The organism is Micromonospora sp. NBRC 110037 (assembly GCF_001652995.1).
GTDB lineage: Bacteria > Actinomycetota > Actinomycetes > Mycobacteriales > Micromonosporaceae > Micromonospora > Micromonospora chalcea.
In genome coordinates this window covers 1-24,200 of sequence record NZ_BBVA01000020.1, presented here as the reverse complement: position 1 = coordinate 24,200, position 24,200 = coordinate 1, and the positions used below count along the sequence as shown (strand labels likewise).

The following is a 24,200-nucleotide window of genomic DNA, read 5'->3' as shown; positions in this document are numbered from 1 at the left end:
GCGACCCGGCAGATGTGGACGCTGTACGAGCCGGTCCACGCGGTGACCTACTTCCACCCGCGGGCCCGCGCCGCGTTCGAGGCGGTCGGGCTGCGCGGCTACTGGCGCGGCTACTTCGCGGGGCGGGCCGCGCCGCTCGGCGCGGTCGACGCGCCCGCCGTGACCGCGGCGTTCTTCAGCTTCGCGCCGGCCATGGTGGCCCGCGCGCTGCCGTCGGTGTGGCGTCTGGCCACCCCGGAGGAGGCGCTGCGGGCGCGGCTCACCGGTGGTGTGCAGGCGCTCGCCGAGTTCACCTACGAGCTGCCCGAGTCGCATCTGGTCGAGGCCGCCGACCTGCTGGAGGAGGCGGCCGGGCGGGTGGACGTCGCCGGGCGGGTGCTCGGCGCGGTGAACGCCGCCCTGCCCCGGGGCGAGTACCCGCTGGCCCGGCTCTGGCAGGCCGCCACCACGCTGCGCGAGCACCGCGGTGACGGCCACGTGGCGGCGCTGGTGACGACCGGGCTGGAACCGGCCGAGGTGGTGGCCTGGCGGTGCCGGGTCGACCAGTCCCGCGAGTTCCACCAGCCCGCCCGGGGCTGGACCGACGAGCAGTGGGCCGCGGCCGAGGAGCGGCTGGTGGAGAAGGGCTGGCTGACCGCCGACCGGACGGCCACGCCGTACGCCACGGAGACGTTCCGCGCGGTCGAGGAGGCCACCGACCGGGCCGCTGCCGGGCCGTGGCGGGCGCTGGGCGCGGAACGTACCGCCCGGCTGCGGGACCTGCTGCAGCCGATCGCTACCCGCTGCCGCACGATCATCCCGGCCAAGGCGCCGATCGGCCTGCCGGCGCAGCGGTCGGTCGGAGCCGCGCTGCCACGGTGAGCCGGGCCGCCGGCTGGGGCAGGATGGCGGCATGGTGGACGCGGTGCTCTTCGACCTGGACGGCGTGATCGTGGACTCCGAGCCGGTCTGGGAGGAGGTCCGGCGCGCGTACGTGGCGCAGCACGGCGGCACCTGGCAGCCGGACACGCAGCGCCGGCTGATGGGCATGAGCACCGGCGAGTGGGCCGAGTACCTCAGCGGTGAGCTGGGCGTCGACAGGTCGCCCGAGCAGGTCGCCACCGAGGTGGTGACCGAGATGGCCCGCCGGTACGCGCAGCGCGTACCCGTGATCGACGGGGCGGAGGAGGTCGTGCGCCGCATCGCCGCGCGGTGGCCACTCGGGCTGGCCAGCTCCTCCCCGACCCGGCTGATCGCGGCGGCGCTGGACGCGACGGGCCTGGCCGGCTCGTTCGGCGCGACCCTGTCGACGGAGGAGACCGCCCGGGGCAAGCCCGCGCCGGACGTGTGGCTCGCGGTGGCCGGGCGGCTGGGAGTCGACCCGGCCCGCTGCGTGGCCGTGGAGGACTCGTCGAACGGGGTCCGTTCGGCAGCTGCCGCCGGGTGCCGGGTGGTGGCGGTGCCGCACGGGTCGTACCCGCTCGATCCGGACGCCGAGGCGCTCGCGACCGTGCTGCTCCCCTCGATCGGCGCGCTCACGCCCGCTGTGGTGGCGGGGATCGACTGAACCACCCACCCGCCGCCACCACCCGGCCTACGGTCGGTGACATGAGGGCTGTGGTGTACGAGGGGCCGCACGAGGTGGCCGTCAACGAGGTCGACGACCCGCGGATCGAGGATCCGAACGACGTGGTCGTCCAGGTCACGACGACCGCAATCTGCGGTTCGGACCTGCACATGTACGAGGGACGGACGGCCGCCGAACCGGGCATCGTGTTCGGCCACGAGAACATGGGCGTGATCGTCGAGACCGGGCCGGGCGTGACGAGCCTGCGCGTGGGTGACCGGGTCTCGATGCCGTTCAATGTGGCGTGCGGGTTCTGCCGCAACTGCCGGGAGCAGCGCACCGGGTTCTGCCTGACGGTGAACCCGGGCTTTGCCGGCGGCGCGTACGGCTATGTGTCGATGGGGCCGTACCGGGGTGGGCAGGCGGAGTACCTGCGGGTGCCGTTCGCCGACTTCAACTGCCTGAAGCTGCCGCCCGGCACCGAACACGAGAACGACTACGCGATGCTCGCCGACATCTTCCCGACCGGCTACCACGGGGTCGCGATGACCGGGCTGCGGCCGGGCGAGAACCTGACCGTGATGGGCGGCGGGCCGGTCGGGCTGATGGCGGCGTACTCGGCGGTGCTGATCGGGGCGTCCGAGGTGTTCGTGGTGGACCGGGTGCCGGACCGGCTGCGGCTGGCCGAGTCGATCGGCGCCACCCCGATCGACTTCAGCGCGGGCGACCCGGTCGAGCAGATTCGGGACCGGACCGACGGGGTGGGGACCGATCACGGCGTGGACGCTGTGGGATACCAGGCGTCCGCGCCCAGCGGCGAGGAGCAGCCGGCGCTGGTGCTGAACACGCTCGTGGAGGTGGTACGCGCGACCGGGGCGATCGGCGTGGTCGGGCTCTACCTCGCGGCGGACCCGGGCGCCCCGGACGAGCACTCCGCCCGGGGTGAGCTGCTGTTCAAGGTGGGCAAGCTGTTCGAGAAGGGCCTGCGGATCGGCACCGGGCAGGCGAACGTGAAGACCTACAATGCGTACCTGCGAAACCTGATCATGGCGGGGCGGGCGACCCCGAGCTTCGTGGTGAGCAAGGAGTTGCCGCTGGACGCGGCGCCGGAGGCGTACCAGCGCTTCGACCGCCGCGAGCCGGGCTACTCGAAGGTCGTGCTCAAGCCGGCCGCCTGACGAGCCGTCGTACGGTGGCCGGGTGCGCCCGGGGCCGCATGTTCGGGCGGCTGCCGGGTAGCGCACCCGGAAGGACGGCGGAGGGACGGCGATGAAGGCGATCGTGTACGAGCGCAGCGGGGACGCCTCGGTGCTCCAGGTGGTAAACCGGCCGGTGCCGGAACCCGGGCCGGGCGAGGTGCTGGTGCGGATGGCCGTGTCGGGGGTGAACCCGACCGACTGGAAGGCCCGCCAGGCGTGGCCGCTGCCGGCCGGCTGGCAGATCCCGCACCAGGACGGCGCGGGGGTGGTCGAGGCGGTCGGTGAGGGCGTGGACCGGACGCTGATCGGCGAGCGGGTCTGGGTGTGGGAGGCGGCGTGGCAGCGGCCGTGGGGCACCGCCGCGGAGTACACGCTGGTTCCGGTCCGGCACGCGGTGCCGCTCGGTCCGGCGTCGTTCGATCTGGGGGCGGCGCTCGGCATCCCGTTCATGACGGCGCACCGCTGCCTGACCGCGGGTGAGTACATGCCGGACAAGTTGCACGCGGGCGCGCTGAGCGACCACGTGGTGCTGGTGCAGGGCGGCGCGGGCGCGGTGGGCAACGCGGCGATCCAGCTCGCGAGCTGGGCCGACGCCTGTGTCATCGCGACTGTGAGCAGCCCGGAGAAGGCGCAGCTCGCGGCGGCGGCCGGGGCCGACTTCGTGATCAACTATCGCGAGCAGGACGTGGTCGAGGAGGTCCGCAAGGTCGCGCCCGACGGGGTGCACACGATCGTCGAGGTCTCCGCCGCCCGCAACGCCGCCGCCGACGTGCGGATGCTGCGTACCGGCGGGGCGGTCTGCGTGTACGCCGACGACGGCGGCGACGAGATCACGTTGCCGATCCGGCCGCTGATGGTTCCGAACGCGCGCTGGCAGTTCGTGCTGATCTACACCGCGCCGAAGGTCGCCAAGGCGCAGGCGGTCACCGACATCGCGGCGGCGGTGGCGCAGGGCGCGATCCGGGTCGGTGAGGACGCCGGGCTGCCGCTGCACCGGTATCCGCTGGCGGACGCCGCTGCCGCCCAGCAGGCGGTGCAGGACAGCGTGGTGGGCAAGGTGCTGGTCACCACCGCGGACGAGTAGGTGACCGGATTTCCCCGACAGCCGGACAGACGCGAACAAGTTTCGCAACAATGACGGTGCGGGTCAGCCCGTAACGGACGGGCGGCCCCGGCGCGGTGCGAACGCCGGGGCCGCCCTCTGGGAGGAATGCCCGTTGGAAACGTGTTCCTGCCCGTGTAGGCGACGGTACGCCCCGAAACGTTACGACGCGGTCAGTTCCCGTACGTCGAGCCCGCCGTCGGCGTACCGCGAGCGCACCACCTTCTTGTCGAACTTGCCGACGCTGGTCTTGGGCACGGCGTCGATGAACGCCCAGCGTTCCGGCAACTGCCAGCGGGCCACCGAGCCGGCCAGGAAGTCCCGCAGCTCCTCGGCGGTCACCGAGGCGCCCTCGCGAACCACGACGGTGGCCAGCGGGCGCTCGTCCCAGCGCTCGTCCGGTACGCCCACCACGCACGCCTCCAGCACCGCCGGGTGCGCCATCAGGGCGTTCTCCAGCTCGACCGAGGAGATCCACTCCCCGCCCGACTTGATCACGTCCTTGGCGCGGTCGGTGAGCGTGATGTAGCCGTCCGGCGAGAGCGTGCCGACGTCACCGGTCCGCAGCCAGCCGTCCCGGAACTTCTCCTCCTCCGGCACGTCGTCGCCGATGTACCGGGCGGTCACCCACGGCCCGCGCACCTCCAGCTCGCCCACCGACGTCCCGTCCGCGGGCAGCGGCTCACCGGCCGGGCCGACGATCCGCGCGGTCACGCCCGCCGGTACGCGGCCCTGCGTGTAGCGGTAGCGCCAGGCGTCGTCGCCGGTCGCGCCGGCCGGCGCCCGGGACACCGAGCCCAGCGGCGACATCTCGGTCATGCCCCAGGCGTGGATGACGTCGATGCCGTAGCGGTCGTGGAAGGCGTGCATCAGCGCCGGCGGGCACGCCGACCCGCCCACGATGACCTCCTTCAGTGAGGAGAGGTCCACCTCGTGCGCGTCCAGGTAGGCCAGCAGGTCGGTCCAGATGGTCGGCACCGCCCCGGCCAGCGTGGGGCGCTCGGCGGCGATCATCGCGGCGATCGGCTCGGCCTGGAGGAACCGGTCCGGCATGATCAGCGAGGCGCCGGAGAGGAAGGCCGCGTACGGCAGGCCCCAGGACATGGCGTGGAACATCGGCACGATGGCCAGCTCGCGGTCGTTCGGCCCGAGCCCGAAGCCCTCCGGCATGCAGACCTGGAGCGAGTGCAGGTAGATCGAGCGGTGCGAGTAGGCGACGCCCTTGGGGTGGCCGGTGGTGCCCGAGGTGTAGCAGAGCGCGGCCGCGTCCCGCTCGTCCACCTCCGGCCAGTCGAAGTGGTCGGGGCGGTCGGCCAGCAGCGCGTCCCAGTGGTGCACGGTGATCCGGTCACCGGCGGCGGCCAGCAGCGGGGCCGGGTCGCCGCCGCCGACCACCACCACGTGCGCCACGGTGGTCATCTCGCCGATCACCCGGGCGAGCAGCGGGATGAGCGTGGTGTCGACGAGCACCACGCGGTCCTCGGCGTGGTTGGCGATGTAGGCGACCTGGTCGGGGAAGAGCCGGATGTTGAGCGTGTGCAGCACCGCGCCCATGCTCGGCACGGCGAAGTACGCCACCAGGTGCTCGTTGTTGTTCCACATGAACGTCGCGACCCGCTCGTCGCCGGTCACGCCGCACTCGTCGCGCAGCGCGTGGGCCAGCCGGGCGGCGGCGCGGCCGACCTCCGCGTACGTCATCCGGCGCGGTTCGGCGCCGGTCCAGGTGACCACCTCCGCCGCGCCGTGCACGGTGGAGCCGTGTTCGAGGATCCGGGCGACCTGGAGGGGGGCGTCCATCATCGTGCTACGCATGGGTAACAACGTAGTGGCGGCGGTCACATCTACGGAACCCCCCGGAACCACCGAGGTGATCACGGATGATGCGTAGATTGTCCGGGTGAGCATCTCGTGGGCCGACTCGTACGTGGGGCAGCTCCGCGCCCTGGCCGGTGACCGCACCCTGATGTTCGTCGGCGCCCGCGCCGTGGTGCGCGACAACGCCGCCCGGGTGCTGCTGATCCAGCGCTCCGACAACGGCCAGTGGGCGCTGCCGGCCGGCGCCATGGAACTGGGCGAGTCGATCGCCGACTGCGCGGTTCGCGAGGTGCGGGAGGAGACCGGCCTGCGGGCGCTGCGGGTCAGCGCGTTCGCGCTCTACACCGGCCCGGACCGCACCCACACCAACATGTACGGGCACACGTACCAGGTCTTCACCACCGCGTTCCGCGTCGACGAGTGGGACGGCGAGCTGGACCGGTTCACCGACGAGACCACCGACGCCGCCTTCTTCCGTCCGGCGGACTTCCCGCACCCGCTCTCGTCGAGCGTCCACGAGACACTCGCCGACCTGGACGTGTTCGAGCAGACCAACCGGCTCATCCTCAAGTAGCCGCCGGTCACAGCATCGTCTGCGACTTCGCCTCCATGTCGGCGGCGGCCTCCTCCTTCGACTCCTTCGTCAGCGGCTTGCCGCCGGGCGCCGGGGCCTTGCCGCCGATCGGGTCGGCGCCGCCGGTGGCGCCCTGCGGACCGGTGCCGCGCAACTGGTGGTTCGGCATGGCCAGCGTGACCAGCACCGCGACGATCGCGATCAGCCCGGTGGTCAGGAAGACCAGGTGCAGCGACTCGACGAACGAGGCCTGGACGGCGGCGCGTACCGGGGCGGGCAGGGCCAGGATGGCCGCCGGGTCGTTGATCGAGAAGTTCCCGCCTGCAGACACCGCGGCCCGCTGCTCCGGCGGAAGCTGCGCGAGCGCGCCCGGCAACCGGCCGGCCAGCTCGGTGGTGAGCCGGGACGACAGCACCGCGCCCAGGATGGCCACGCCGAACGAGCCGCCGAGCGACCGGAAGAACGTGGCCGAGGACGTGCCCGCGCCCAGGTCGCGCACGCTCACCGCGTTCTGCACGGCGAGGATCAGCGACTGCATGCACAGGCCCAGCCCGATCCCGATCACCACCATGTAGCCGAACGCGGCCCAGAGCGAGGTGGCCACCCGCAGCTGCTGGAACAGCAGCATGCCGACCACCAGCACGGCCGCGCCCGCCACCGGGAACCACTTGTACCTGCCGATCCGGCTCATCGCCCGGCCGGTGACGATCGAGGTGATGATGACGCCGGCCATCATCGGCAGCATCAGCAGACCGCTGCGCGTCGGCGAGGCGCCCTTGACGATCTGGAGGTAGAGCGGGATGAAGATGATCGACCCGAACATCACCAGACCGAGGACGAAACCCGCCGCGTTCGCCAGCGCGAACGTGGCGCTGCGGAACAGCCGCAGCGGCAGGATCGGCTCCTTGGTCCGCGCCTCCTGGACGACGAACAGCACGCCCAGCACCGCGCCCGCGGCGAACAGGCCGACGATCACGCCGGAGCCCCAGGCGTACTCGGCGCCGCCCCAGCTCAGCGCCAGCAGCAGGCAGCTCACGCCGGCCACCAGCAGCGCCGCGCCGATCCAGTCGACCGTGTGCTCCCGCCGCTCGAACGGCACCAGCCGCATCACGTGCCAGCAGACCACGATGGCGAGGATCGCCAGCGGCACGTTGATGTAGAAGATCCACCGCCAGTTGGTCTCCGCGAAGTAACCGCCGACGAGCGGCCCGGCCACCGAGGAGACGCCGAACACCGCGCCGAACAACCCCTGGTAGCGCCCGCGCTCCCGGGGCGAGACCACGTCCGAGATGATGGTGAACGCCAGCGTCATCAGCCCACCCGCGCCGAGACCCTGCACGCCGCGCGTGACGATCAGCTGGGTCATGTCCTGCGACAGCCCGGCCAGCAACGAGCCGAGCAGGAACATGCCGATCGAGAACAGGAAGACCGGCCGGCGTCCGTACAGGTCGGCCATCTTGCCGTACAGCGGCGTCGAGGCGGTCGACGCCAGCAGGTACGCGGTGACCACCCACGAGTAGTGGTTGATGCCGCCCAGCTCCCCCACGATCGTCGGCAGGGCGGTGCCGACGATGGTCTGGTCGAGCGCCGCCAGCAGCATCCCGGTCATCAGACCGAACATCAGCAGGCGGATCTGGCGGGCGGGCAGCGCGGGCGGGGCGGTCTGGGCGGTCATCCCGCTTCCTATCCCACCGGGGGCGGATCATGCCCCCGGTGGGCCTGTGACTTTCCTCAGGCGGCGTGCCGGCCCTCGGCGAACTCCTCCACGATCTTGGCGCAGAACGCCGGCAGGTCGTCCGGCTTGCGGCTGCTGACCAGCCCGTTGTCGGTGACGACCTCCTTGTCGACCCAGTTCGCGCCGGCGTTTGTGAGGTCGGTGCGCAGGCTCGGCCAGGAGGTGATGGTGCGGCCCCGCACCACGTCCGCCTCGACCAGCGTCCACGGGCCGTGGCAGATCACGCCGACCGGCTTGCCGGCGTCGAAGAACGACTTCACGAACCGGACCGCGTCCGGGTCCGCGCGCAGGAAGTCCGGGTTCGCCACGCCACCGGGCAGGACCAGACCGTCGTACGCGCCGGCGTCCGCCTCCTTGACGGTGACGTCGACCCGGTACTGCTTGCCGTGGTCCAGGTGGTTGAAGGCCTGGATCGAGCCGGAGTCGAGGGAGACCAGCTCGACCTGCGCGCCGGCGTTCTCCACCGCCTCCCGGGGCTGGGTGTACTCGACCTCCTCGACGCCGTCGGCGGCCAGGAAGGCGATGCGCTTGCCCTGAAGTGTCGCTGCCATGCTCTTCTCTCCTCTCCGGGGTATGTCTGCACCGTTCCCCCGGCCGATGCGGCGAAACCGGGCGCACCGGGTGGCCCGCGTCGCGTTTGGCCCGACGGCGCGGGGGGATCCGCAGAGGCATGGCAGGAGCAGCAGCGGAAGAGCGCCGGCTGGCCACCGTGGTGGCGAGCTGGCAGCAGCGTCCCGTGCTGGTCGTCGGGGACGCCATGCTGGACGAGTGGCGGTTCGCCGAGTCGGAGCGGCTCTGCCGCGAGGCGCCCGCGCCGGTCCTCACCCTGCGGCGGCGGATCTCCGCGGCCGGGGGCGCCGCCAACACGGCGGTCAACGTGGCGGCGCTCGGTGGACGGGCGGCGCTCGTCGCCCCGGTCGGCGCCGACGTGGCCGGTGACGAGCTGCACGACTGCCTGGACCGCGCGGCGGTCTGGGACCGTACGGTGAGCCAGCCCGGCCGGCCCACGCCGGTGAAGCGGCGGATGCTCGCCGGCAACCAGATCCTGCTCCGTGAGGACTCCGGCGGCCCGGAGGACGCGCTGGACGACGACGGGGTGGCACGGCTGCTGACCGCCCTGCACTGCGCCACCGAGGAGCTGCGCGCGGTGGCCCCGGGACAGCCGCTCACGCTCGTGGTCTGCGACTACGGCCTGGGTGCCCTGCCCTCGGCGGTACGCGCCTGGCTGGTCGCCAACCGGGACCGCTACGGCACCGTGGCGCTGGACGCGCACGACCTGGCCGACTGGCGTGGACTGAACCCGACTGTGGTGACGCCGAGCTTCGCCGAGGCCACCCGGCTGCTGGCCCGCGCCGCCGCCGGTTTCGCACACGGCGAGCGCAACGCCGTACCCAATGGGGGTGACCTGCACCTGGACCACCCGGCGGAGGCCGACGGCCCGTCCGAGCTGATGGTCGGCGCGGCGCCCGGCGGGTCCGGCGACCGTGCGCCGGGCAGCCCGCACCCGACCTCGGGCGCGCCCGCCGCAGCGACGTCCGGCGGCTCGACCGGCCCGACCGGCGAGCCGACGCCCGGCGAGGAGCGGGTGGCGCTCACCGGGGACGGGCTGAGCGTCACCGGCACCGGCGTGACGGTGAGCGCGACCGCCGGCACCGGCGTGGACCGGGCCGTGCTGGCCGAGTCGCGCCTGCCCGAGCTGCGCGCGCACACCGGCGCGGACGTGGTGGCGGTGACCCTGGACACCGAGGGCGCGGTGGTCGGCGGTGCCGAGGGCGAGCCCCGGCGCAGCCACAGCACCCCGGTCCCGGCCAGTCACGCGGTGGGCGCCGGGGACGCCTACCTGGCGGCCATGACGCTGGCGCTCGCCGCCGACGCCGGCCTGCCCACCGCCGCCCAGCTCGCGCAGCTCGCCGCCACCATCACGGTCGCCGACACCGGCACCTGCGTGTGCCGCCGCGAGGATCTGCTCGCCGCGCTCGGCACCGGCCCGGACGACGGCGGGCACCCGGCGCTGGTCGGCGCCGACGAACTGGCCGCGCTGGTGGACGAGCACCGGCAGGCCGGCCGGTCGGTGGTGTTCACAAACGGCTGCTTCGACGTGCTGCACCCCGGGCACGTCCGCTACCTGACCCAGGCCCGCGCGCTCGGTGACCTGCTGATCGTGGCGGTCAACTCGGACGGCAGCGTGCGCCGGCTCAAGGGCGCGGACCGGCCGGTCAACCCGGTCGAGGACCGGATCGCGCTGCTGGCGGCGCTGGCCTGCGTCGACCACGTGGTGGTCTTCGAGGAGGACTCCCCGGCCCGGCTGATCGAGGCGGTCCGCCCCGACGTCTACGTCAAGGGCGGCGACTACCCGCCGGAGATGGTGCCGGAGGCGCCGCTGGTGCGGCGGCTGGGCGGGCAGGTACGCACGCTCGGGTACGTGCCGGACCGCTCCACCTCGGCGATCATCGACCGCATCCGCGCCCAGTCGCTCATGAGCGAACGCACCGAGCGGAGCGAGGACAGCCCCGTGGGCGAAGGCAGGCCGGCGTGACGCGACCGCTCGACCCGGGCACGCCCGGGCAGTTCCGGCAGCGCCGCCGGCTCGACGTGCTCATTCCCACCCGCAATCGGCCCGCCGAACTGGCTGTCACGCTGTCCGGGCTGGCCGCGCAGGAGGGCGTACCGGGGTTCGGGGTGGTGGTCAGCGACCAGTCCGACGGCGAGCCCGCGTACGCGCATCCGGCCGCCGCCACCATGGTCCGGGCGCTGCGGCACCGGGGGCATCCGGTGCTGCTGACCCGGCGGCTGCCCCGTCGCGGCCTGGCCGAACACCGGTGCTACCTGCTGGCCCAGTCGGCGGCCGACGCGGTGCTCTGCCTCGACGACGACGTGTGGCTGGAGCCGGGCACGCTGTCCCGGCTGATGACCGCGCTGGACGAGCTGGGCTGCGGGTTCGTCGGCAACGCGGTGCACGGGCTCTCCTACGCCGACGACGTCCGCCCGGAGACGCACCAGCACTACGAGGAGTGGGCCGGACGGCCGGTGCCGGAACGGATCCTGCCGGGCACGCCGGAGTGGCATCGGGCGTCGATCCACCCGGCCGCGAACCTGCTGCACGTCACCGAGAAGCTGAACCTGCCGCCCGGGCAGTGGCGGGCGTACAAGGTCTCCTGGATCGGCGGCTGCGTGCTCTACGACCGGACGAAGCTGGTCGAGTCCGGTGGCTTCGACTTCTGGGAGCGGCTGCCCGACCGGCACCAGGGCGAGGACGTCGCCGCCCAGCTCGCCGTGCTGGAGCGCCACGGCGGCGCCGGCGTGCTGCCCAGCGGGGCCTACCACCTGGAGTCGCCGACCACAGTCACCGAGCGGGACGTGGAGGCGTGGGAAGTGGTGCTCAGCGAGTCGACGGCGGAGGTGTGAGCAGCTCGCGGGCCGCCTCGATCACCTCGGCCGCCGGCACGTCGGCCACGAACGACACCCGGTGCGGGCACTCCCCGTCGCCGGGCCGGTGCGGGTAGATCCCGGGTGTGCAGTCGACGCCGCAGACCGGGCAGTGGGTGGTCCAGGCGGCGATCGGGCGGTGCCGCCCACGCAGCGGCGACGCCCCGTTGATCAGGTTGCCGACCCAGAACACCCCGACGGTCGGCGCGCCCACGGCGGCGGCCAGGTGCAGCGGGCCGGTGTCGTTGGAGACCACGAGCGCGCAGTCCGCGTACGCGGCGGCCAGCGCGCCGAGGCTGAGCGTGCCGACCTGCGGACGCACCGGCACGCCGGCCGCCGCCACCACAGCGTCCACCGTCTCCTGCTCGGCGGGGGTGCCGGTGACAAGCACCTCGTACCCGTCGCCGACGAGCGTGCGGGCGACCTCGGCGAAGCATTCCGGCGGCCAGCGTCGCCGCGTGTCGGTGGCGCCCGGGTGCAGCGCCGCCCGGGGCCGGGTGGGCGGGCCGAGCACGGCGGCGGCCTCGGCCCGGTCGGCGGCGGTGACCGCCAGCGACGGGGTGATCGTGGTGGCGGGCGCGCCGACCAGCGCGGCGACCTCCAGGTAGCGGATCACCTCGTGCTGGTAGTAGACGTAGCGCAGCCAGCGGTCGAGCGGCGGCGCGCCCTCGGCCCGCAGGCCGGCGGTGACCCGCGCGCCCAGGCCCGCCACCAGCGGGTTGGAGTTCGCGCCACCGCCGTGCACCTGCAACGCCAGGTCGAACCGCTCGGCGCGGGCCGCGGCGAGGAAGCCCGGCACGTCGCCCGGCGACTCGCCCGGGCCCGGATCGCGGATGCCGGGCGCCGCCGGCACCACCAGCACCCGGTCCACCGGGCCGGGCCGGTCGCGCCAGAGCGCCGCGTGCCACGGTGCGCCGAGCAGCACGATCTCCGCCGACGGGTACGCCGACCGCAGCGCGTCCAGCGCCGGCAGTACGAAGATGAAGTCGCCGAGCGCGTTGGCGCGCAGCACGGCGATCCGCTCGACGTCGGGCACACGCTCGCCGACCGGGCCGAGCAGCGACGGCTCCGGGTCGCGGCGCGGCGGGTCGGAGTCACCCGACGGGCTGGTCACGCGGCCCCTACGGCCTGTCGATCTCGTCGAGCGCGGTGTCCGGGTGGTGCAGCTCCCGGTCCGCGGCCGGGTCGGCCGGCATCGGCGTACGGTCGACGCCCGCGCGCGGGCCGGTGCGGCCGACGGTGATGGTGCGCGGCGCGGGCCGGGCCGCCCGGGGCAGCCGCACCCGGAGCAGGCCGTGGTCCATCACCGCGTCGATCCGGTCCGGGTCCACCCGGGACGGCAGGTCGACGCGGTACTCGAAGCCGCGCGTGGTGAACCCGCCCGGGATGCCGTGGTCGGCATTGACCTCGGCTTCCGACCGGGCGCGTACGCACAGCTCCCGGTCGTCCAGCTCGACGGCCACCTCCTCCGGCGCCACACCGGGGAGCCGGACGACCACTTCCCAGCCGTCCGCCGTCTCGGCCAGATCCACGTCCTGGCTGCCGGAGCGTCCGCCGACCAGCCGGCTCAGCTCGGAGCGCAGCGACTGGAGCTCGCCCATCGGGTCCCAGCCCTGCTGGCGGCCACGCCAGCCCCGTCCGCTGCCCTGTTCCGTCATCGCGCGTCTCCGATCCGCTGGGTCGCCGAGGGGGGTCGCAGCGAGCTGGGCGCGTTGAGATCGTGCTCCGGGTCGACGCCGACGCCGAGGCGGTCCACCAGTTCACCGCCGAGCCACGCGCTGACGCCGAGGATCGCCAGGGCGACCACCTCGATGGCGACGAGCGCGCCCCCGGCCGCCCGCGAGTCGGCGTTGAGCCGGACCACCCAGACCGCGGCGAACAGCAGGATCACCGCCACGTTGGCGGCGGCGTGGGTGACACCGACCCGCTTGGCGCGGGTGCCGGCCGGCAGGGCGAGCAGGTCGAACGCCCCGGCCGCCGCGGCCAGCAGGCCGCCGATCAGACCGACGGTGATGTTCCAGTACGCGACTTCGGCCAGGAAGCCGGGCCCGCCCACGGTGTCCACCACGTCGAAGATCACGGCGGTCACGAAGAGCGCCACCGGAAACATCACGAGCATCGGGTGCACGGGATGGCCGAGCACCTTGAGCCGGCTCTCCATCTCGGCCTCCATCCGTCACGTCCGGCCGCACGCTGCGAACCGGTCCCTACCCGCCGGCCTCGGGGGCAAACCCGACACTCGACGCGCTCTCCTAGGCTGACCATGGCGGAACGCGGCCCGTCGCGGGCCGGAACCGTCGTGACGATCAACGGACGGGGGAGGAAGACGTGACGACCCGGGAGATCACCAGCGAGGCCGAACTACGCGAGCTGATCGGCACGCCGATGCCGCGCGCTGCCGCCAAGGACCGCCGTACGCTGCACGAACGCGACCGGGAGTGGCTCGCCGCGTCACCGTTCTGCCTGATCGCCACCGCCGGCGCGGACGGCACCTGCGACGTCTCCCCCAAGGGTGACCCGCCCGGCTTCGCGCTGGTGCTCGACGACATCACGATCGCGATTCCGGAGCGGCCCGGCAACCGGCGGGCCGACGGCTACCGCAACATCCTGGCCAACCCGCACGTCGGGTTGATCTTCCTGATTCCCGGCCGCACCGACACGCTGCGGATCAACGGGCGCGCCCGGCTGATCGCCGACGCGCCGTGGTTCGCCGACATGGAGGTCAAGGGCCACCGGCCGGTGCTGGCCGTCGAGGTCGCGATCGAGCAGATCTTCTACCACTGCGCGAAGGCGTTCCTGCGCTCCGAGCTGTGGCAGCCGGAGACCTGGCAGCCGGACGTGCTGCCGACCCGGGCCCGGCTGATCAAAGAGGTGGAGGCCCCGGCGGAGAGCCTGGCCGACCTGGAACGCCACTACGGCCCGGCGTACCTGGAGACCCTGTACCGCTGAGTCCCGTGGTCAGGGCCGGACGTTGCGCTTGCGCTTGCCCCGGCCCACGTACCCGCGACCGCCCGTCGCCGGCTCCACCCGGCGCGGCCGGTCGCGGCGCGGCGGGGTGGCACGCCGACGCCTGATACCGGACAGGGTCAGCACCACCCCGACGCCCAGGGCGGCCAGCCCGACCACGCCGAGGACGCCCTGCACCCGGCCGCGGTGGCCGCTGAGCTGACCGAAGTCGGTGACGAAGTCACCCGGGTCCGCCGGGTTCACCCAGATCGACACCTCCGCTCCGGCGGCCCGGCACACCTCGAAGCAGGCCACCTCCTGCGCGTGCGTCCGGCCGTCCACCTCGTAGCTGAAGTACATGGTGCTCGACGAGGGACTCCGGTTGCCGCCGCTCTCCGTCACCTGGTCGACGACGACCGCCCGCGCGGGCGTACCCCGCTCGCGCAGCGTCACCGCCCAGTCGTCCAGCTCCATCTGGGTGTGGAACGGCAGCCACAGCAACGCGCCGCCGCCGGCCACCAGCAGTACGCATGCGAGGCGGATCAGGAACGACCGACGGTTGATCACCGCGCCATCGTCGCCGGGGCCCGCAACCCCGGGGCCGACCCCCGATGGGGTTGAATCGGCTGCGTGGCGAAGACCTTGACGATCACCACCCGGAACGCGAGCTTCCAGCAGTGGCAGGCGCTGCTGACCAACCGCAACAAGCGCCAGCGTTCCGGGGAGTTCCTGGTCCAGGGGGTACGCCCGATCACCGTCGCCCTGGAGCAGGGCTGGGAGATCCGGGCGCTGCTGTACCCGGACCGGCAACAGTTGTCCCGCTGGTGCCGGGAACTGCTCGACCGCGCCGACGCCCGGCGGGTCGCGCTCGCGCCCGAGCTGATGCGGGAACTCAGCGGCAAGGAGGAGGAGTCCCCCGAACTGCTGGCCGTGGTGGCGCAGCCCGATGACGACCTGGCCCGCGTCCCGGTCGGGCCCGACATGCTCGTGGTGGTCTTCGACCGCCCCAAGACCCCGGGCAACATCGGCACGCTGATCCGGTCCGCCGACGCCTTCGGCGCGTCCGGCGTGGTGATCACCGGCCACGCCGCCGACCCGTACGACCCGAAGGCGGTACGGGCCAGCACCGGGTCGCTGTTCGCCGTACCGGCCGTACGCGTCCCCAGCCACCACGCCGTCCTCGACTGGGTCGCCGCGATGCGAAAGCAGGGACCACAGATCCAGATCATTGGTACGGACGAACACGGCGACGTGGACGTCGCGGAGCACGACCTGACCGGGCCCACTCTTCTGCTCGTCGGCAACGAGACGCACGGACTCAGCAAGGGCTGGCAGGAGGCGGCCGACCGGATGGTACGCATCCCGATCGTCGGGGCGGCCAGTTCGCTGAACGCGGCGGCGGCCGGGACGGTGGCGCTGTACGAGGCCGCCCGCCAGCGCGCGAAGCAGCGGTGACGCCTGGGCCCGCCGCTACGAGGCGGCCGTGCCGGTTGCGGTCCTCGACGGCCGCTCGCGTCCCCACGCGGCCAGCGGTTCGAGCGCATCGTTGAGGCGTACGCCGTCCTCGGTCAGCGAGTACTCGACGCGGGGCGGTACCTCGTCGTAGGAGACGCGGCGCACGACGCCGTCCGCCTCCATCTCGCGCAGGTGGGCGGCCAGCACCTTCTCGGTGATCCCCGGCAGCAGCCGGCGCAACTCGCCGAAGCGGCGGTACGGGTGCTCGTGGAGTGCCCAGAGGATCAGCACCTTCCACTTGCCCCCGATCACCTCCATCGCGGCGTCGATCCCGCAGACATGGCCGTCCGGTGCGCCCGGCCGGTTCAACGTCGTCATGCCCCCGCCCTTCCGACCTGCTCGCTCACCACAGGGTAACCACCTACTCCGAAGTGCGTACTTGTTCACCTGCGGGCCTGCGACAAGCCTGATCGGCATGGCACACGAGACTGTGGAGAAGACGCCCGTCACGCTGCTGGGCCTCGGCGCGATGGGCGCCGCGCTGGCCCGCGCCTGGCTCGCCGCCGGCCACCCGCTCACCGTCTGGAACCGCACCCCGGCCCGCGCCGCGGGAATCTCCGCCGAGGGAGCGACGGTCGCGAACAGCGCCGCCGAGGCCGTCGCCGCGAACACCCTTGTCGTCGTCTGCCTGCTGGACGACGCCTCGGTCGAGGAGGTGCTGGCCGGCGCCGACCTGGCCGGCAGGGACCTGGTCAACCTGACCACGGGTACGCCCGCCCAGGCCCGCGCCCGAGCCGACTGGGCCCGCGAGCGCGGCGCCCGCTACCTCGACGGCGGAATCATGGCCGTCCCTCCGATGATCGGCGTGCCGGACGCCGGCGGCTACGTCTTCTACAGCGGCTCCGGTGAGCTGTTCGAACGGCACCAGGCGACGCTCGGCGTACCGGCCGGCACCACCTACGTCGGCCGGGACGCGGGCTTCGCCGCCCTGCACGACGTGGCCCTGCTCAGCGCCATGTACGGCATGTTCGCCGGGGCAGCGCACGCTTTCGCCCTGATCCGCCGGGAGGACATCGACCCCGCGTCGCTGGCCCCGCTGCTCGCCGACTGGCTCGTCGCGATGGCCCCGACCGTTCACCAGACCGCCGACCAGCTGCGCAGCGGCGACTACACGAAGGGCGTCGCCTCCAATCTCGCCATGCAGGTGGCCGGCACACCGACGTTCCTGCGCACCGCGGCAGAGCAGGGGGTCAGCCCGGAACTGCTCAGCCCCTACTTCGAGCTGATGCGCCGCCGCCTGGCCGAGGGCAGCGGCGAGGAGGACCTGACGGGCGTCATCGACCTGCTGGTGCGCTGACCGCCGCGGACCGAGACAACCCACGTGGACCGCCGATACGCCGATGGTGATCCCGGCTGTTCCCCTGATGAGAATTCCCAGCGACGCAATGACGATCGTCCGATGCGACAGAAGCATCCGCAGCGCGTACCCGATCGTGCCGGCCCGACCGGCGGCGAGGGCAAGTTGCCGGTCGCCCGCTGGCGGCGCGTCCTGGCGGTTCTCGCGCCGGTGATCGCGGCGGTGCTCGGCGCCGCGATGGCCATGCAGTGGGAGGTCGGCGGCGGCCGAGCCGTCAGCTCCCTACCCGCTCCGTCACGATGGATGGCCGAGAACCTGCCGTTGTTCGACGGTGGGGAGCCGGCGTGGATCTGGCGCGGGCCCTTCTTCGTGTCCGTGCTGCTGGCGCTGCCGCTCGTCTGGACGGTCACCGGCCACGCCACCGCGATGCCCCGCCGCCTCACGAAGTACGGGCTCCTCACCGCAGGCATCGCGATCGGCCTGGAATACAGCACCCCCGGGTACGGGTGGTTGTTCGACCTCGTGGCCCTGTTGACGGCGCTGGTGGGCACCGTCTGGTGCGGGCTGCAGGGGCTGCGTCGCGGCGTGCTGCCGCGCCGCGTCGCATGGGCGCTCGTCGCGGCACTGCCGTTGACGCCACCAGCCGGCTTCCTCACGTTCTGGTACCTGCCGCCCGGCCTGACCATGGGCTTGCTGCTGGCCTGGGCCGCTGCCGCCGTCTTGTCCGGCTCCCCCGCACCATCACCTGGAGGTGTACGTGGCTCTGTTCGGTGACGACCTGGACGCCGTCGCCAACCGGCTGGGCGAGGCGGTCGCAACGCGGGATGCGGATTGGATGCGGGCCGCTCACCTCGGGCTCGTGGGTCTGCGTGGGGTTGCTCTGACCGGCCAACTGCGGCGCACCGTAACAGGCGCTTACGACATGGGTCGGGTGCCGTCAGCGCCTGCGGCTTTCCTTGGCTGTACGGATGGCTGTAGAGCCATCGGCCGCCGCAACGATCCGCTGACACGTTGTCGCTCCCTACCCGTAGCCTGCCCGGCAGAGTCCGTACGACGGAGGGTGCGTTGTCTGCTGTCGCGTCACTGACCCTGGTTCCCAGGAGAAGCATCCCCGAGTTGGCCCGCCTCGCCCGCACATCGTCGTCGTCACTCGGCTCCTACCTCGCCGAACACGGACGCGAGCCGCGGGAGGAGTACGACTGGTCCGGGTACTGCATGCTGCACGTCTTGAGCTATCTGGAGGAGCGCGACGTCGACCTGGAGCAGTCGGAGTTCGATGCCGAGTCGGCGGCCATCAACAAGGTGCACGACCTGACCGTGCTCATCACTCCCGCACACAAGCGGTTCCTGGATCAGCTCGACCCCGCCGGGCACCGCGAGGAGGAGTTGGCCGCCCACTTCGAGGAAATGGGACTGGACTTCGAGGAGAGCGGCACGGCCGGTTTGGATGGGCTGAGGCTGTTGCGCGACAGCATCTCCGAACTCCGCGACGACCAAGTGTTGCTGCTGCACATCGGCTGAGGCCAGAGGCGCCAGATCCGGTCGAACCACCCGTGACGGTGATCACCTGTAGCACTTGACGCGGTGCTGCACATGTCTGTCCTGGATGCAGTCGTGTGTCCAGGACAGGAGCAGAGTATGACGACCGCGGTGCTCGACCGCGCGCCGACGCCGCCGCCCGTCAGCAGCCCTCCCGGGCGGGCGCCCCGGTTGTACGTGCTGGACGGGTTGCGGCTGATCTGTGCTCTTGCGGTGGCCGGATACCACTTCGGCGACTCATGGAGGTTGGACGGCGTGCGCCCGCCGGCATACTTCCTGCCGGACGCGGCACCGGTTCTGATCTATGGCTTCCTCGGAGTCGAGACGTTCTTTCTGATCAGCGGATTTGTGATCCTCATGAGCGGCTGGGGGCGTACCGTTCGCGAGTTCGCTGCCTCCCGCGTCGCGCGACTCTATTCGGCGTTCTGGGTGTGCGTGCTGACCACGACAGCCGTATCGGCAGTGCTGCCGATCAGCGGCGGGCTGCCTTTCCCACCTCTGCCGGACGGGTGGGGCGTGCTGGTCAACCTGACCATGTTGGCGGAGCCCCTCAACACGCCGCTTGTCGACACCGTGTACTGGACCCTCTGGATCGAGCTCCGGTTCTATCTGATCGCGGCGTGCATTCTTGCGGCCAAGCCGACCGAGCGGGGAGTAAAAATATTCGGCGCGGTGTGGCTGGCAGTCGCCGTGGTCATGCCCGTCTTCCGGGGCGCCGCCCTGGACGAGGTCGTGATGTCCGACTTCGCGCCGTACTTCATCGCCGGAATCACCCTGTTCCTGCTTCGCCGCAACCGATCCGATCCATGGCTGTGGGTGCTGCTACTCGCCACGTGGCTGGTCAGCCTGCAGCGCGTGTACGGGCGGACCCTGGAGTTGAAGCCCGGCTTCGAGGTGCCCGTCTGGCCGGCACCGGTACTGCTCACCGGGGTGTACCTTCTGATGCTCGTCATCGCGCTCGGCTACACCGACCGGGTGAGAATGCGCTGGCTGGCCATTGCGGGTGCCATCAGCTACCCCTTCTACCTCTTGCACCCGCGCATTGGATACAGCGTGATCCGCAACGTGTACGAGGAAACCAACCTCCCCGCGTCGATACTGATCGGCGGCACCGTGCTTGGGCTGCTGGCGGCAGCCTGGCTTGTCCATCGCTTCGTCGAGCGCCCACTCGCACCCTTGATCCGCGGCTTCGTATTGGACCGGCGACGACTATGAGCACCAGACGCCACGCGCCGAACACGAGGAAGGGTGTGGATCCGACGACCGCGGAGGCCGATTCCGCCTTCCGCGAGCTGTTCGAGGCCGCGTATGACGATTTGCTGCTCTTCGTCGAACGCCGTGCACACCTCGCCGTTGCCGAAGACGTGGTCGCCGAGACGTTCTTGATAGCGTGGCGCCGCTTGGACGAAGTACCGAAGTCACTCGGCGAGGCCCGCGCCTGGCTGTTCACCGTCGCCCGCAACGTTCTGCACAATCGGCAGCGCAGCGACCAGCGGCAGCAGAGCCTCGCGCTTCGCGTCCTCCAGGAACCCGATGCTCCGAGCAGCGCCGAGGCCGACCTCGCGGCTACCCGCGTCGACCTGGTGAAGGCTTGGCAGCGCCTGTCATCGGCCGATCAGGAAGTGCTGACGCTGACCGCGATCGAAGACCTCACCGGGCCGCAGGCAGCACACGTACTGGGCATTTCCCGGCCCGCGTTCAGTTTGCGCCTGCTGCGCGCCCGTCGCCGCCTGCGTCAGCATCTTGGTCAGCGGCCGATCAGCGAACCCACAAACGTCCCTGCACCGGCCGGCCCTTCACGACGCGGAGGCTCCGCATGACCCACGACGACGTCCTCGCCCGGACAATCCGCTCTGCCGCCGTCCCGGTGCCCGCACGAGTCGCGCAGGAACCCGCGCGAGAATTGCTCGAGCGGATCGTCGCCACTGATCGGCGACCGCGCCCGGCACCAGCGCGCACACCGCACCGTCGGCCTCGCCTGGCGATCGCCGGCGCGGCCGGAGCGCTCGCCGCCGCTGTCGCCTTCACCCTGACATTTCTCAACGCTGGTCCCGCGTTTGCGTCGTGGACGCCCGAGCCGAGTCCGATCTCGGATACCGAGGCACGCGACATCGCCGGCAAATGCCTGCCTGCCCAGGACGCGAGCGTCGCAAGGGTGGTCATCGGTGAAAAACGCGGCGAGTACGCATACGTGAACGCCGTGTCGCCGGCTGGAAGCCAGACATGCTTCCGCGATCGCAACGGGGACGTGACGAATACCAGCATCCTGACCGTGCTGACCAGCACCGAGCGGCTCGGTGCCCGGGGTGTCGAGCTGTACTCGTGGGGTCAGCTACGCACCGACGAAGGCTACGTCCGGATCATGGCGGGACACGTCGGCTCACAGGTGACGAGCGTGGAGATCAACTTGAGGACCGAGGATGGCGATTCGTCACGGACGGCGCGGGCAACCGTTCGCGACGGTTACTTCGGCGCCTGGTACCCCGAAGGCCTCGATGAGTCGAGCAGCAACACCACCACACTGACCGTCCGCCTCGCAGACGGCAGCGCGGTGATCCTGTCCGCCCGCGAACTGTACGAACAACCGAAGCTGGACTGAGGGTGGCTCGGCAGGCCCCGCCCGCCCACGTGCTGGCCGGTTTGCTACCGATCAGTGACGGGCTCATCACGCCACCGGAAGCGCGCCTCGTCCCCTTCGATGACCAAGATGAACCATGGCACCTCGCGCCCGGCCGGGTCAGTCATCGTCACGGCCGGATAGATGGCCTCGTGCGCCTGGCGCAATGCCTCAACATCCCCGGAGTTCACGGCCTCGATCCATGCCGCAAAAATCGGTCGCAGTGGTCGGAAAGCAGGCTCTGGCCGAAAGCGGCCGCGGATCCAGGGGAAGTCGAGCTCCCGCTCATCGACCTCACCGACCAACTCGCTGCGGTGGTGCACCCGCCAGACCCTGCCCACCTTCATTCCGGCAGCGTAGGCCGCGCTGCCGCCAACCACTCCTCTTCCGGAAGCCCATCTCCGTCGAAGGGCGCTGTTGTCCGCCCCGGAAACGGCGAATCCCAGGCCGATGACCTGGGATTCTGTACCGAGCCGCCTGACGGAATCGAACCGTCGACCTACGCATTACGAGATCAAGCTGCCCGCCCCACCGACCTGCGTACATGACGGCCTAGCAGCGAAAACACCCCTCGACATCTCACAGCACTCCCCCGCCGTTTGCCGGCCTCTTGCGGACTGGATGCGGACCGCGTCTGATAGATCGACGGATGCCGGCAGTCGCGCCGTCCTTTGGGGACTGGATGGCTCTTCTTGGGCATGCTGGGTGTGGGGATGGCATGAGGGGGCGTTGTGGCTGGTGCGAGGAAGTTGGCGGCCGGGTCGGGTACGGCGTTCGCTGTTGGCGCGGTGGCGGGGGTGGTGGGTAACAACCTCGGTGAGGGGCCGTGGTTTTGGATGGGGTTTGTGGCGTTGACGGCGGTGGGGTCCGGGTTGTCGGCGTGGTTGACCTACCGTGGCGCTGCGGGCGGCGCTGCGTCTGGTGTTGGTCATGTCGGTGACGTCACGATCGGGAGGGTGTTGGGCGGTAGTGGGTCCGGGCCGACGGCCGGTGTGGTCCATGGCGATGTCTCGGGCGGTGACCGGGGGGCGGTGTGATGGTGCGGTTCGGTCGTCGGGAGCCGGTGCGGGTCGACTCGGTGCAGGGTGGTGGTTCCGCGCCGACGGTTGGGGTGAATCTCGGGACGGTCGCGGGCACGATCCTCGCCGGCAACGCGACCGGTTTGAAGCATGTGGTTCTTAATCCGTCGTTGATTCCGCTTGAGCTTGGCCTGACGGTTGGTGATGAGCCGGTGGGTGGGTTCACCGGGCGCGGGTGGCTGGTGGACGAGATTGACGCGCGGATCGCTGAGGTCGCTTCCCTCCCGGTAGGTGGTTATGTGTTGGTGGAGGCGGAGGCGGGGCTGGGCAAGAGCGCGTTGGCGACGTATCTGGCGTTCTCGCCGACGCGGCGGTGGCCGGCGCACTTCTCGCGTCAGTCGCCCGACCCGGAGGCTGCGCGGTCGAACCTCGCCGCGCAGATCACCTACCTGCACACGCCTGCCGACTCCCCCGACAGGTCGGACCCGCTGCCGGGAAACTACACCGATCCGGTCTGGTTCGCTCAGCGGCTGATGGCGATTCAGGCGCAACGGCGTGCGCGTGGTGAGGTGTCGCCGCTGGTGATCCTGGTCGACGGGTTGGACGAAGCACCGGCGCCGCCGGCGGGTGAGGTCGCGTTGGGGCTGCCCCGAACTCTGCCCCCGGGAGTGGTGGTGGTGGCTACCACCCGTCCCGGGCATCCGTTGCCGGCTGAGGCGAGGGTAGAGCGCATCGATGTCACGGGGCAGGCGAACCTTGATGATCTGCGCGATCATGTCATCTCCCGGGCTCGCAGCGACCGTGTGTTGGCGGGCCGGCTCGTTGCCCGCAACGTCACCCCGGAGGCGTTCACGCGTGGGTTGATGACTGCTGCCAGCGGGGTGTGGATTTACGCGTTGCAGGTGCTGGATCAGGTCCGCGACGGGGATCTGCCCGCTGACCATCTCGATGCGCTGCCGCCGAGGTTGGCCGGGTACTACAGCCTGAATCTGCGGCGCATCCGGGAGCGGAACCCGGACCGGTGGCACGACCTTGTTCTGCCCGTTCTGGGCACGCTGGCTGCGGTCACCGAACCGATCACGAGTGTCACGATCGCCGAATGGTCCGGGGATCTGCCTCTGGGACCGGTGCAGGATCTCCTGGACGGCCCGTTACGGGCGTTCCTCGCCCACACGCCCGGTGGTCCTGAGGCGGCTGATCCGACGGGCTGGTACCGGTTGCGGCACCAGAGCCTGCGGGACTTCCTGACCGGGCGGGAAACCAGCCACAAGGATCACACGGTAGTGCAGGACTCGGCGCGCTGCGCCCAGGCGACGAGGCAGGCCCACGCCAGGATCCTCGCCCGTATAACTCCCGCCCCGGACGAGACGGGTGTCCGACGGTGGGAGAACGCTGACAGCTATGCCCTGGCACATCTGACCGACCACGCCGTCGCGACGGGAGAACTCGACCGACTGGCTGTGGACCCCGGTTATCTGCTGTGGACTCCACTGCCGCCGCTGCTGCGGGCAAGGAACACGATCATCGATCCGCAGGCCCGTCAGGCGATCGCCGCACGAGAACTGATGGGCGACACCAGCGCCCTGACCCCCGACGGGCAGCTGCGCTGGTTGCACGTGTGGGCGCTTAAGCGCCGCAGCTCCACACTCGCGGCTGCCTGCACCACCCGGCTCCCCCCCGACGCAGCGCGCGCTGACGGCGCGATCTGGCGAGGAGCCACCCACACCCCCCTGCACGGCCACACCAGCTCGGTGTCTGCGGTGGGGACCTGGGCGCGGCCGGACGGCACCACCCTGCTCGTCACCGCCGGCGACGACGAGGTGGTGCGGCTGTGGCACCCCCACACCCTGCAACCCGCCGGCGAACTGCT

General features: G+C 71.7%; 24 protein-coding genes and 1 pseudogene. 16 read left to right on the top strand and 9 right to left on the bottom strand.

Annotation, left to right across the window (positions count from 1 at the left end):
• Window positions 1-12 precede the first annotated feature (12 nt).
• The 4 genes from A4R25_RS30190 to A4R25_RS30175 all read left to right on the top strand — a co-directional run bounded on the left by A4R25_RS30190 (window position 13) and on the right by A4R25_RS30175 (window position 3,829).
• A complete protein-coding gene (locus A4R25_RS30190; RefSeq protein ID WP_197495003.1) occupies window positions 13-861 on the top strand; it encodes a hypothetical protein in 849 nt (282 codons plus the stop codon).
• Window positions 862-892: 31 nt separating this feature from the next.
• On the top strand, window positions 893-1,546 hold the full coding sequence (locus A4R25_RS30185; protein ID WP_064448870.1) for an HAD family phosphatase: 654 nt from the start codon (window positions 893-895) through the stop codon (window positions 1,544-1,546).
• A gap of 41 nt (window positions 1,547-1,587) precedes the next feature.
• Window positions 1,588-2,724 (top strand): glutathione-independent formaldehyde dehydrogenase, encoded by a 1,137-nt coding sequence (locus A4R25_RS30180; RefSeq protein ID WP_064448869.1) that lies wholly within the window; start codon window positions 1,588-1,590, stop codon window positions 2,722-2,724.
• A 91-nt stretch (window positions 2,725-2,815) separates the two neighbouring features.
• The gene (locus A4R25_RS30175; RefSeq protein WP_064448868.1) at window positions 2,816-3,829 is read left to right on the top strand and encodes an NADPH:quinone reductase; all 1,014 of its coding nucleotides are present in this window, start codon (window positions 2,816-2,818) and stop codon (window positions 3,827-3,829) included.
• A gap of 180 nt (window positions 3,830-4,009) precedes the next feature.
• Here A4R25_RS30175 and A4R25_RS30170 read toward each other — a convergent pair whose 3' ends face one another.
• Window positions 4,010-5,644, bottom strand: a complete 1,635-nt coding sequence (locus tag A4R25_RS30170; protein WP_176722787.1) for a fatty acid--CoA ligase — start codon at window positions 5,642-5,644, stop codon at window positions 4,010-4,012.
• 100 nt (window positions 5,645-5,744) lie between these two features.
• On the opposite strand from A4R25_RS30170, the gene A4R25_RS30165 reads away from it, so the two are divergent.
• Complete coding sequence (locus A4R25_RS30165) at window positions 5,745-6,236, top strand: NUDIX domain-containing protein (RefSeq protein ID WP_030503787.1); 492 nt, start codon at window positions 5,745-5,747, stop codon at window positions 6,234-6,236.
• A 7-nt stretch (window positions 6,237-6,243) separates the two neighbouring features.
• Here A4R25_RS30165 and A4R25_RS30160 read toward each other — a convergent pair whose 3' ends face one another.
• Window positions 6,244-7,911: an MDR family MFS transporter gene (locus tag A4R25_RS30160; protein ID WP_064448866.1), complete on the bottom strand. Its 1,668-nt coding sequence runs from the start codon at window positions 7,909-7,911 to the stop codon at window positions 6,244-6,246.
• A gap of 56 nt (window positions 7,912-7,967) precedes the next feature.
• Window positions 7,968-8,522, bottom strand: a complete 555-nt coding sequence (locus A4R25_RS30155) for a type 1 glutamine amidotransferase domain-containing protein (RefSeq protein WP_043327208.1) — start codon at window positions 8,520-8,522, stop codon at window positions 7,968-7,970.
• Between the two features lie 119 nt (window positions 8,523-8,641).
• Here A4R25_RS30155 and rfaE2 point away from each other — a divergent pair, with 119 nt between their 5' ends.
• Both rfaE2 and A4R25_RS30145 read left to right on the top strand, forming a co-directional pair.
• Window positions 8,642-10,507: a D-glycero-beta-D-manno-heptose 1-phosphate adenylyltransferase gene (gene rfaE2 / locus A4R25_RS30150; protein ID WP_069088078.1), complete on the top strand. Its 1,866-nt coding sequence runs from the start codon at window positions 8,642-8,644 to the stop codon at window positions 10,505-10,507.
• Window positions 10,504-11,376: a glycosyltransferase family 2 protein gene (locus A4R25_RS30145; protein WP_064448865.1), complete on the top strand. Its 873-nt coding sequence runs from the start codon at window positions 10,504-10,506 to the stop codon at window positions 11,374-11,376. The genes rfaE2 and A4R25_RS30145 overlap by 4 nt, the downstream gene beginning before the upstream one ends.
• Here A4R25_RS30145 and A4R25_RS30140 read toward each other — a convergent pair.
• The 3 genes from A4R25_RS30140 to A4R25_RS30130 are packed head-to-tail and all read right to left on the bottom strand — an operon-like array spanning window position 11,351 to window position 13,558.
• Entirely contained in the window at window positions 11,351-12,511 is a 1,161-nt protein-coding gene (locus A4R25_RS30140; RefSeq protein WP_064448864.1) for a glycosyltransferase family 9 protein, read from the bottom strand. The two genes, A4R25_RS30145 and A4R25_RS30140, sit on opposite strands and share 26 nt — an antisense overlap.
• A gap of 7 nt (window positions 12,512-12,518) precedes the next feature.
• Window positions 12,519-13,055, bottom strand: a complete 537-nt coding sequence (locus A4R25_RS30135) for an Hsp20/alpha crystallin family protein (protein ID WP_043327210.1) — start codon at window positions 13,053-13,055, stop codon at window positions 12,519-12,521.
• Entirely contained in the window at window positions 13,052-13,558 is a 507-nt protein-coding gene (locus A4R25_RS30130) for a DUF2231 domain-containing protein (RefSeq protein ID WP_030503780.1), read from the bottom strand. The genes A4R25_RS30135 and A4R25_RS30130 overlap by 4 nt, the downstream gene beginning before the upstream one ends.
• 167 nt (window positions 13,559-13,725) lie before the next feature.
• Here A4R25_RS30130 and A4R25_RS30125 point away from each other — a divergent pair, with 167 nt between their 5' ends.
• Window positions 13,726-14,346 (top strand): pyridoxamine 5'-phosphate oxidase family protein, encoded by a 621-nt coding sequence (locus tag A4R25_RS30125; protein WP_082931196.1) that lies wholly within the window; start codon window positions 13,726-13,728, stop codon window positions 14,344-14,346.
• Window positions 14,347-14,355: 9 nt separating this feature from the next.
• Here the strand turns inward: A4R25_RS30125 and A4R25_RS30120 are convergent, their stop codons facing one another.
• A complete protein-coding gene (locus tag A4R25_RS30120; protein WP_231915672.1) occupies window positions 14,356-14,910 on the bottom strand; it encodes a DUF3592 domain-containing protein in 555 nt (184 codons plus the stop codon).
• Between the two features lie 63 nt (window positions 14,911-14,973).
• Here A4R25_RS30120 and A4R25_RS30115 point away from each other — a divergent pair, with 63 nt between their 5' ends.
• Window positions 14,974-15,798: a TrmH family RNA methyltransferase gene (locus A4R25_RS30115; RefSeq protein WP_064448863.1), complete on the top strand. Its 825-nt coding sequence runs from the start codon at window positions 14,974-14,976 to the stop codon at window positions 15,796-15,798.
• A 15-nt stretch (window positions 15,799-15,813) separates the two neighbouring features.
• Here A4R25_RS30115 and A4R25_RS30110 read toward each other — a convergent pair whose 3' ends face one another.
• Window positions 15,814-16,176, bottom strand: coding sequence for a helix-turn-helix domain-containing protein (locus tag A4R25_RS30110; protein WP_064448862.1), 363 nt, complete (start codon window positions 16,174-16,176; stop codon window positions 15,814-15,816).
• A 97-nt stretch (window positions 16,177-16,273) separates the two neighbouring features.
• On the opposite strand from A4R25_RS30110, the gene A4R25_RS30105 reads away from it, so the two are divergent.
• From A4R25_RS30105 to A4R25_RS31340, 6 genes are all read left to right on the top strand, one after another.
• The gene (locus A4R25_RS30105) at window positions 16,274-17,155 is read left to right on the top strand and encodes an NAD(P)-dependent oxidoreductase (protein ID WP_064448861.1); all 882 of its coding nucleotides are present in this window, start codon (window positions 16,274-16,276) and stop codon (window positions 17,153-17,155) included.
• A gap of 102 nt (window positions 17,156-17,257) precedes the next feature.
• On the top strand, window positions 17,258-17,929 hold the full coding sequence (locus A4R25_RS30100) for a hypothetical protein (RefSeq protein ID WP_064448860.1): 672 nt from the start codon (window positions 17,258-17,260) through the stop codon (window positions 17,927-17,929).
• Window positions 17,930-18,271: 342 nt separating this feature from the next.
• Window positions 18,272-18,676 (top strand): hypothetical protein, encoded by a 405-nt coding sequence (locus tag A4R25_RS30095; protein WP_157539202.1) that lies wholly within the window; start codon window positions 18,272-18,274, stop codon window positions 18,674-18,676.
• Window positions 18,677-18,793: 117 nt separating this feature from the next.
• Entirely contained in the window at window positions 18,794-19,909 is a 1,116-nt protein-coding gene (locus tag A4R25_RS30090; protein ID WP_064448858.1) for an acyltransferase, read from the top strand.
• Window positions 19,910-19,944: 35 nt separating this feature from the next.
• Window positions 19,945-20,514: an RNA polymerase sigma factor gene (locus A4R25_RS30085; protein WP_043327218.1), complete on the top strand. Its 570-nt coding sequence runs from the start codon at window positions 19,945-19,947 to the stop codon at window positions 20,512-20,514.
• Window positions 20,511-21,293, top strand: a complete 783-nt coding sequence (locus A4R25_RS31340) for a hypothetical protein (RefSeq protein WP_157539201.1) — start codon at window positions 20,511-20,513, stop codon at window positions 21,291-21,293. Before A4R25_RS30085 ends, A4R25_RS31340 begins: the two co-directional genes overlap by 4 nt.
• A gap of 44 nt (window positions 21,294-21,337) precedes the next feature.
• On the opposite strand, the gene A4R25_RS30075 is transcribed toward A4R25_RS31340, so the two are convergent.
• Complete coding sequence (locus A4R25_RS30075) at window positions 21,338-21,658, bottom strand: hypothetical protein (protein WP_064448856.1); 321 nt, start codon at window positions 21,656-21,658, stop codon at window positions 21,338-21,340.
• A 689-nt stretch (window positions 21,659-22,347) separates the two neighbouring features.
• Between A4R25_RS30075 and A4R25_RS31335 the strand changes: the two are divergent.
• Window positions 22,348-24,200, top strand: a pseudogene (locus A4R25_RS31335) (hypothetical protein); the annotation flags it as partial.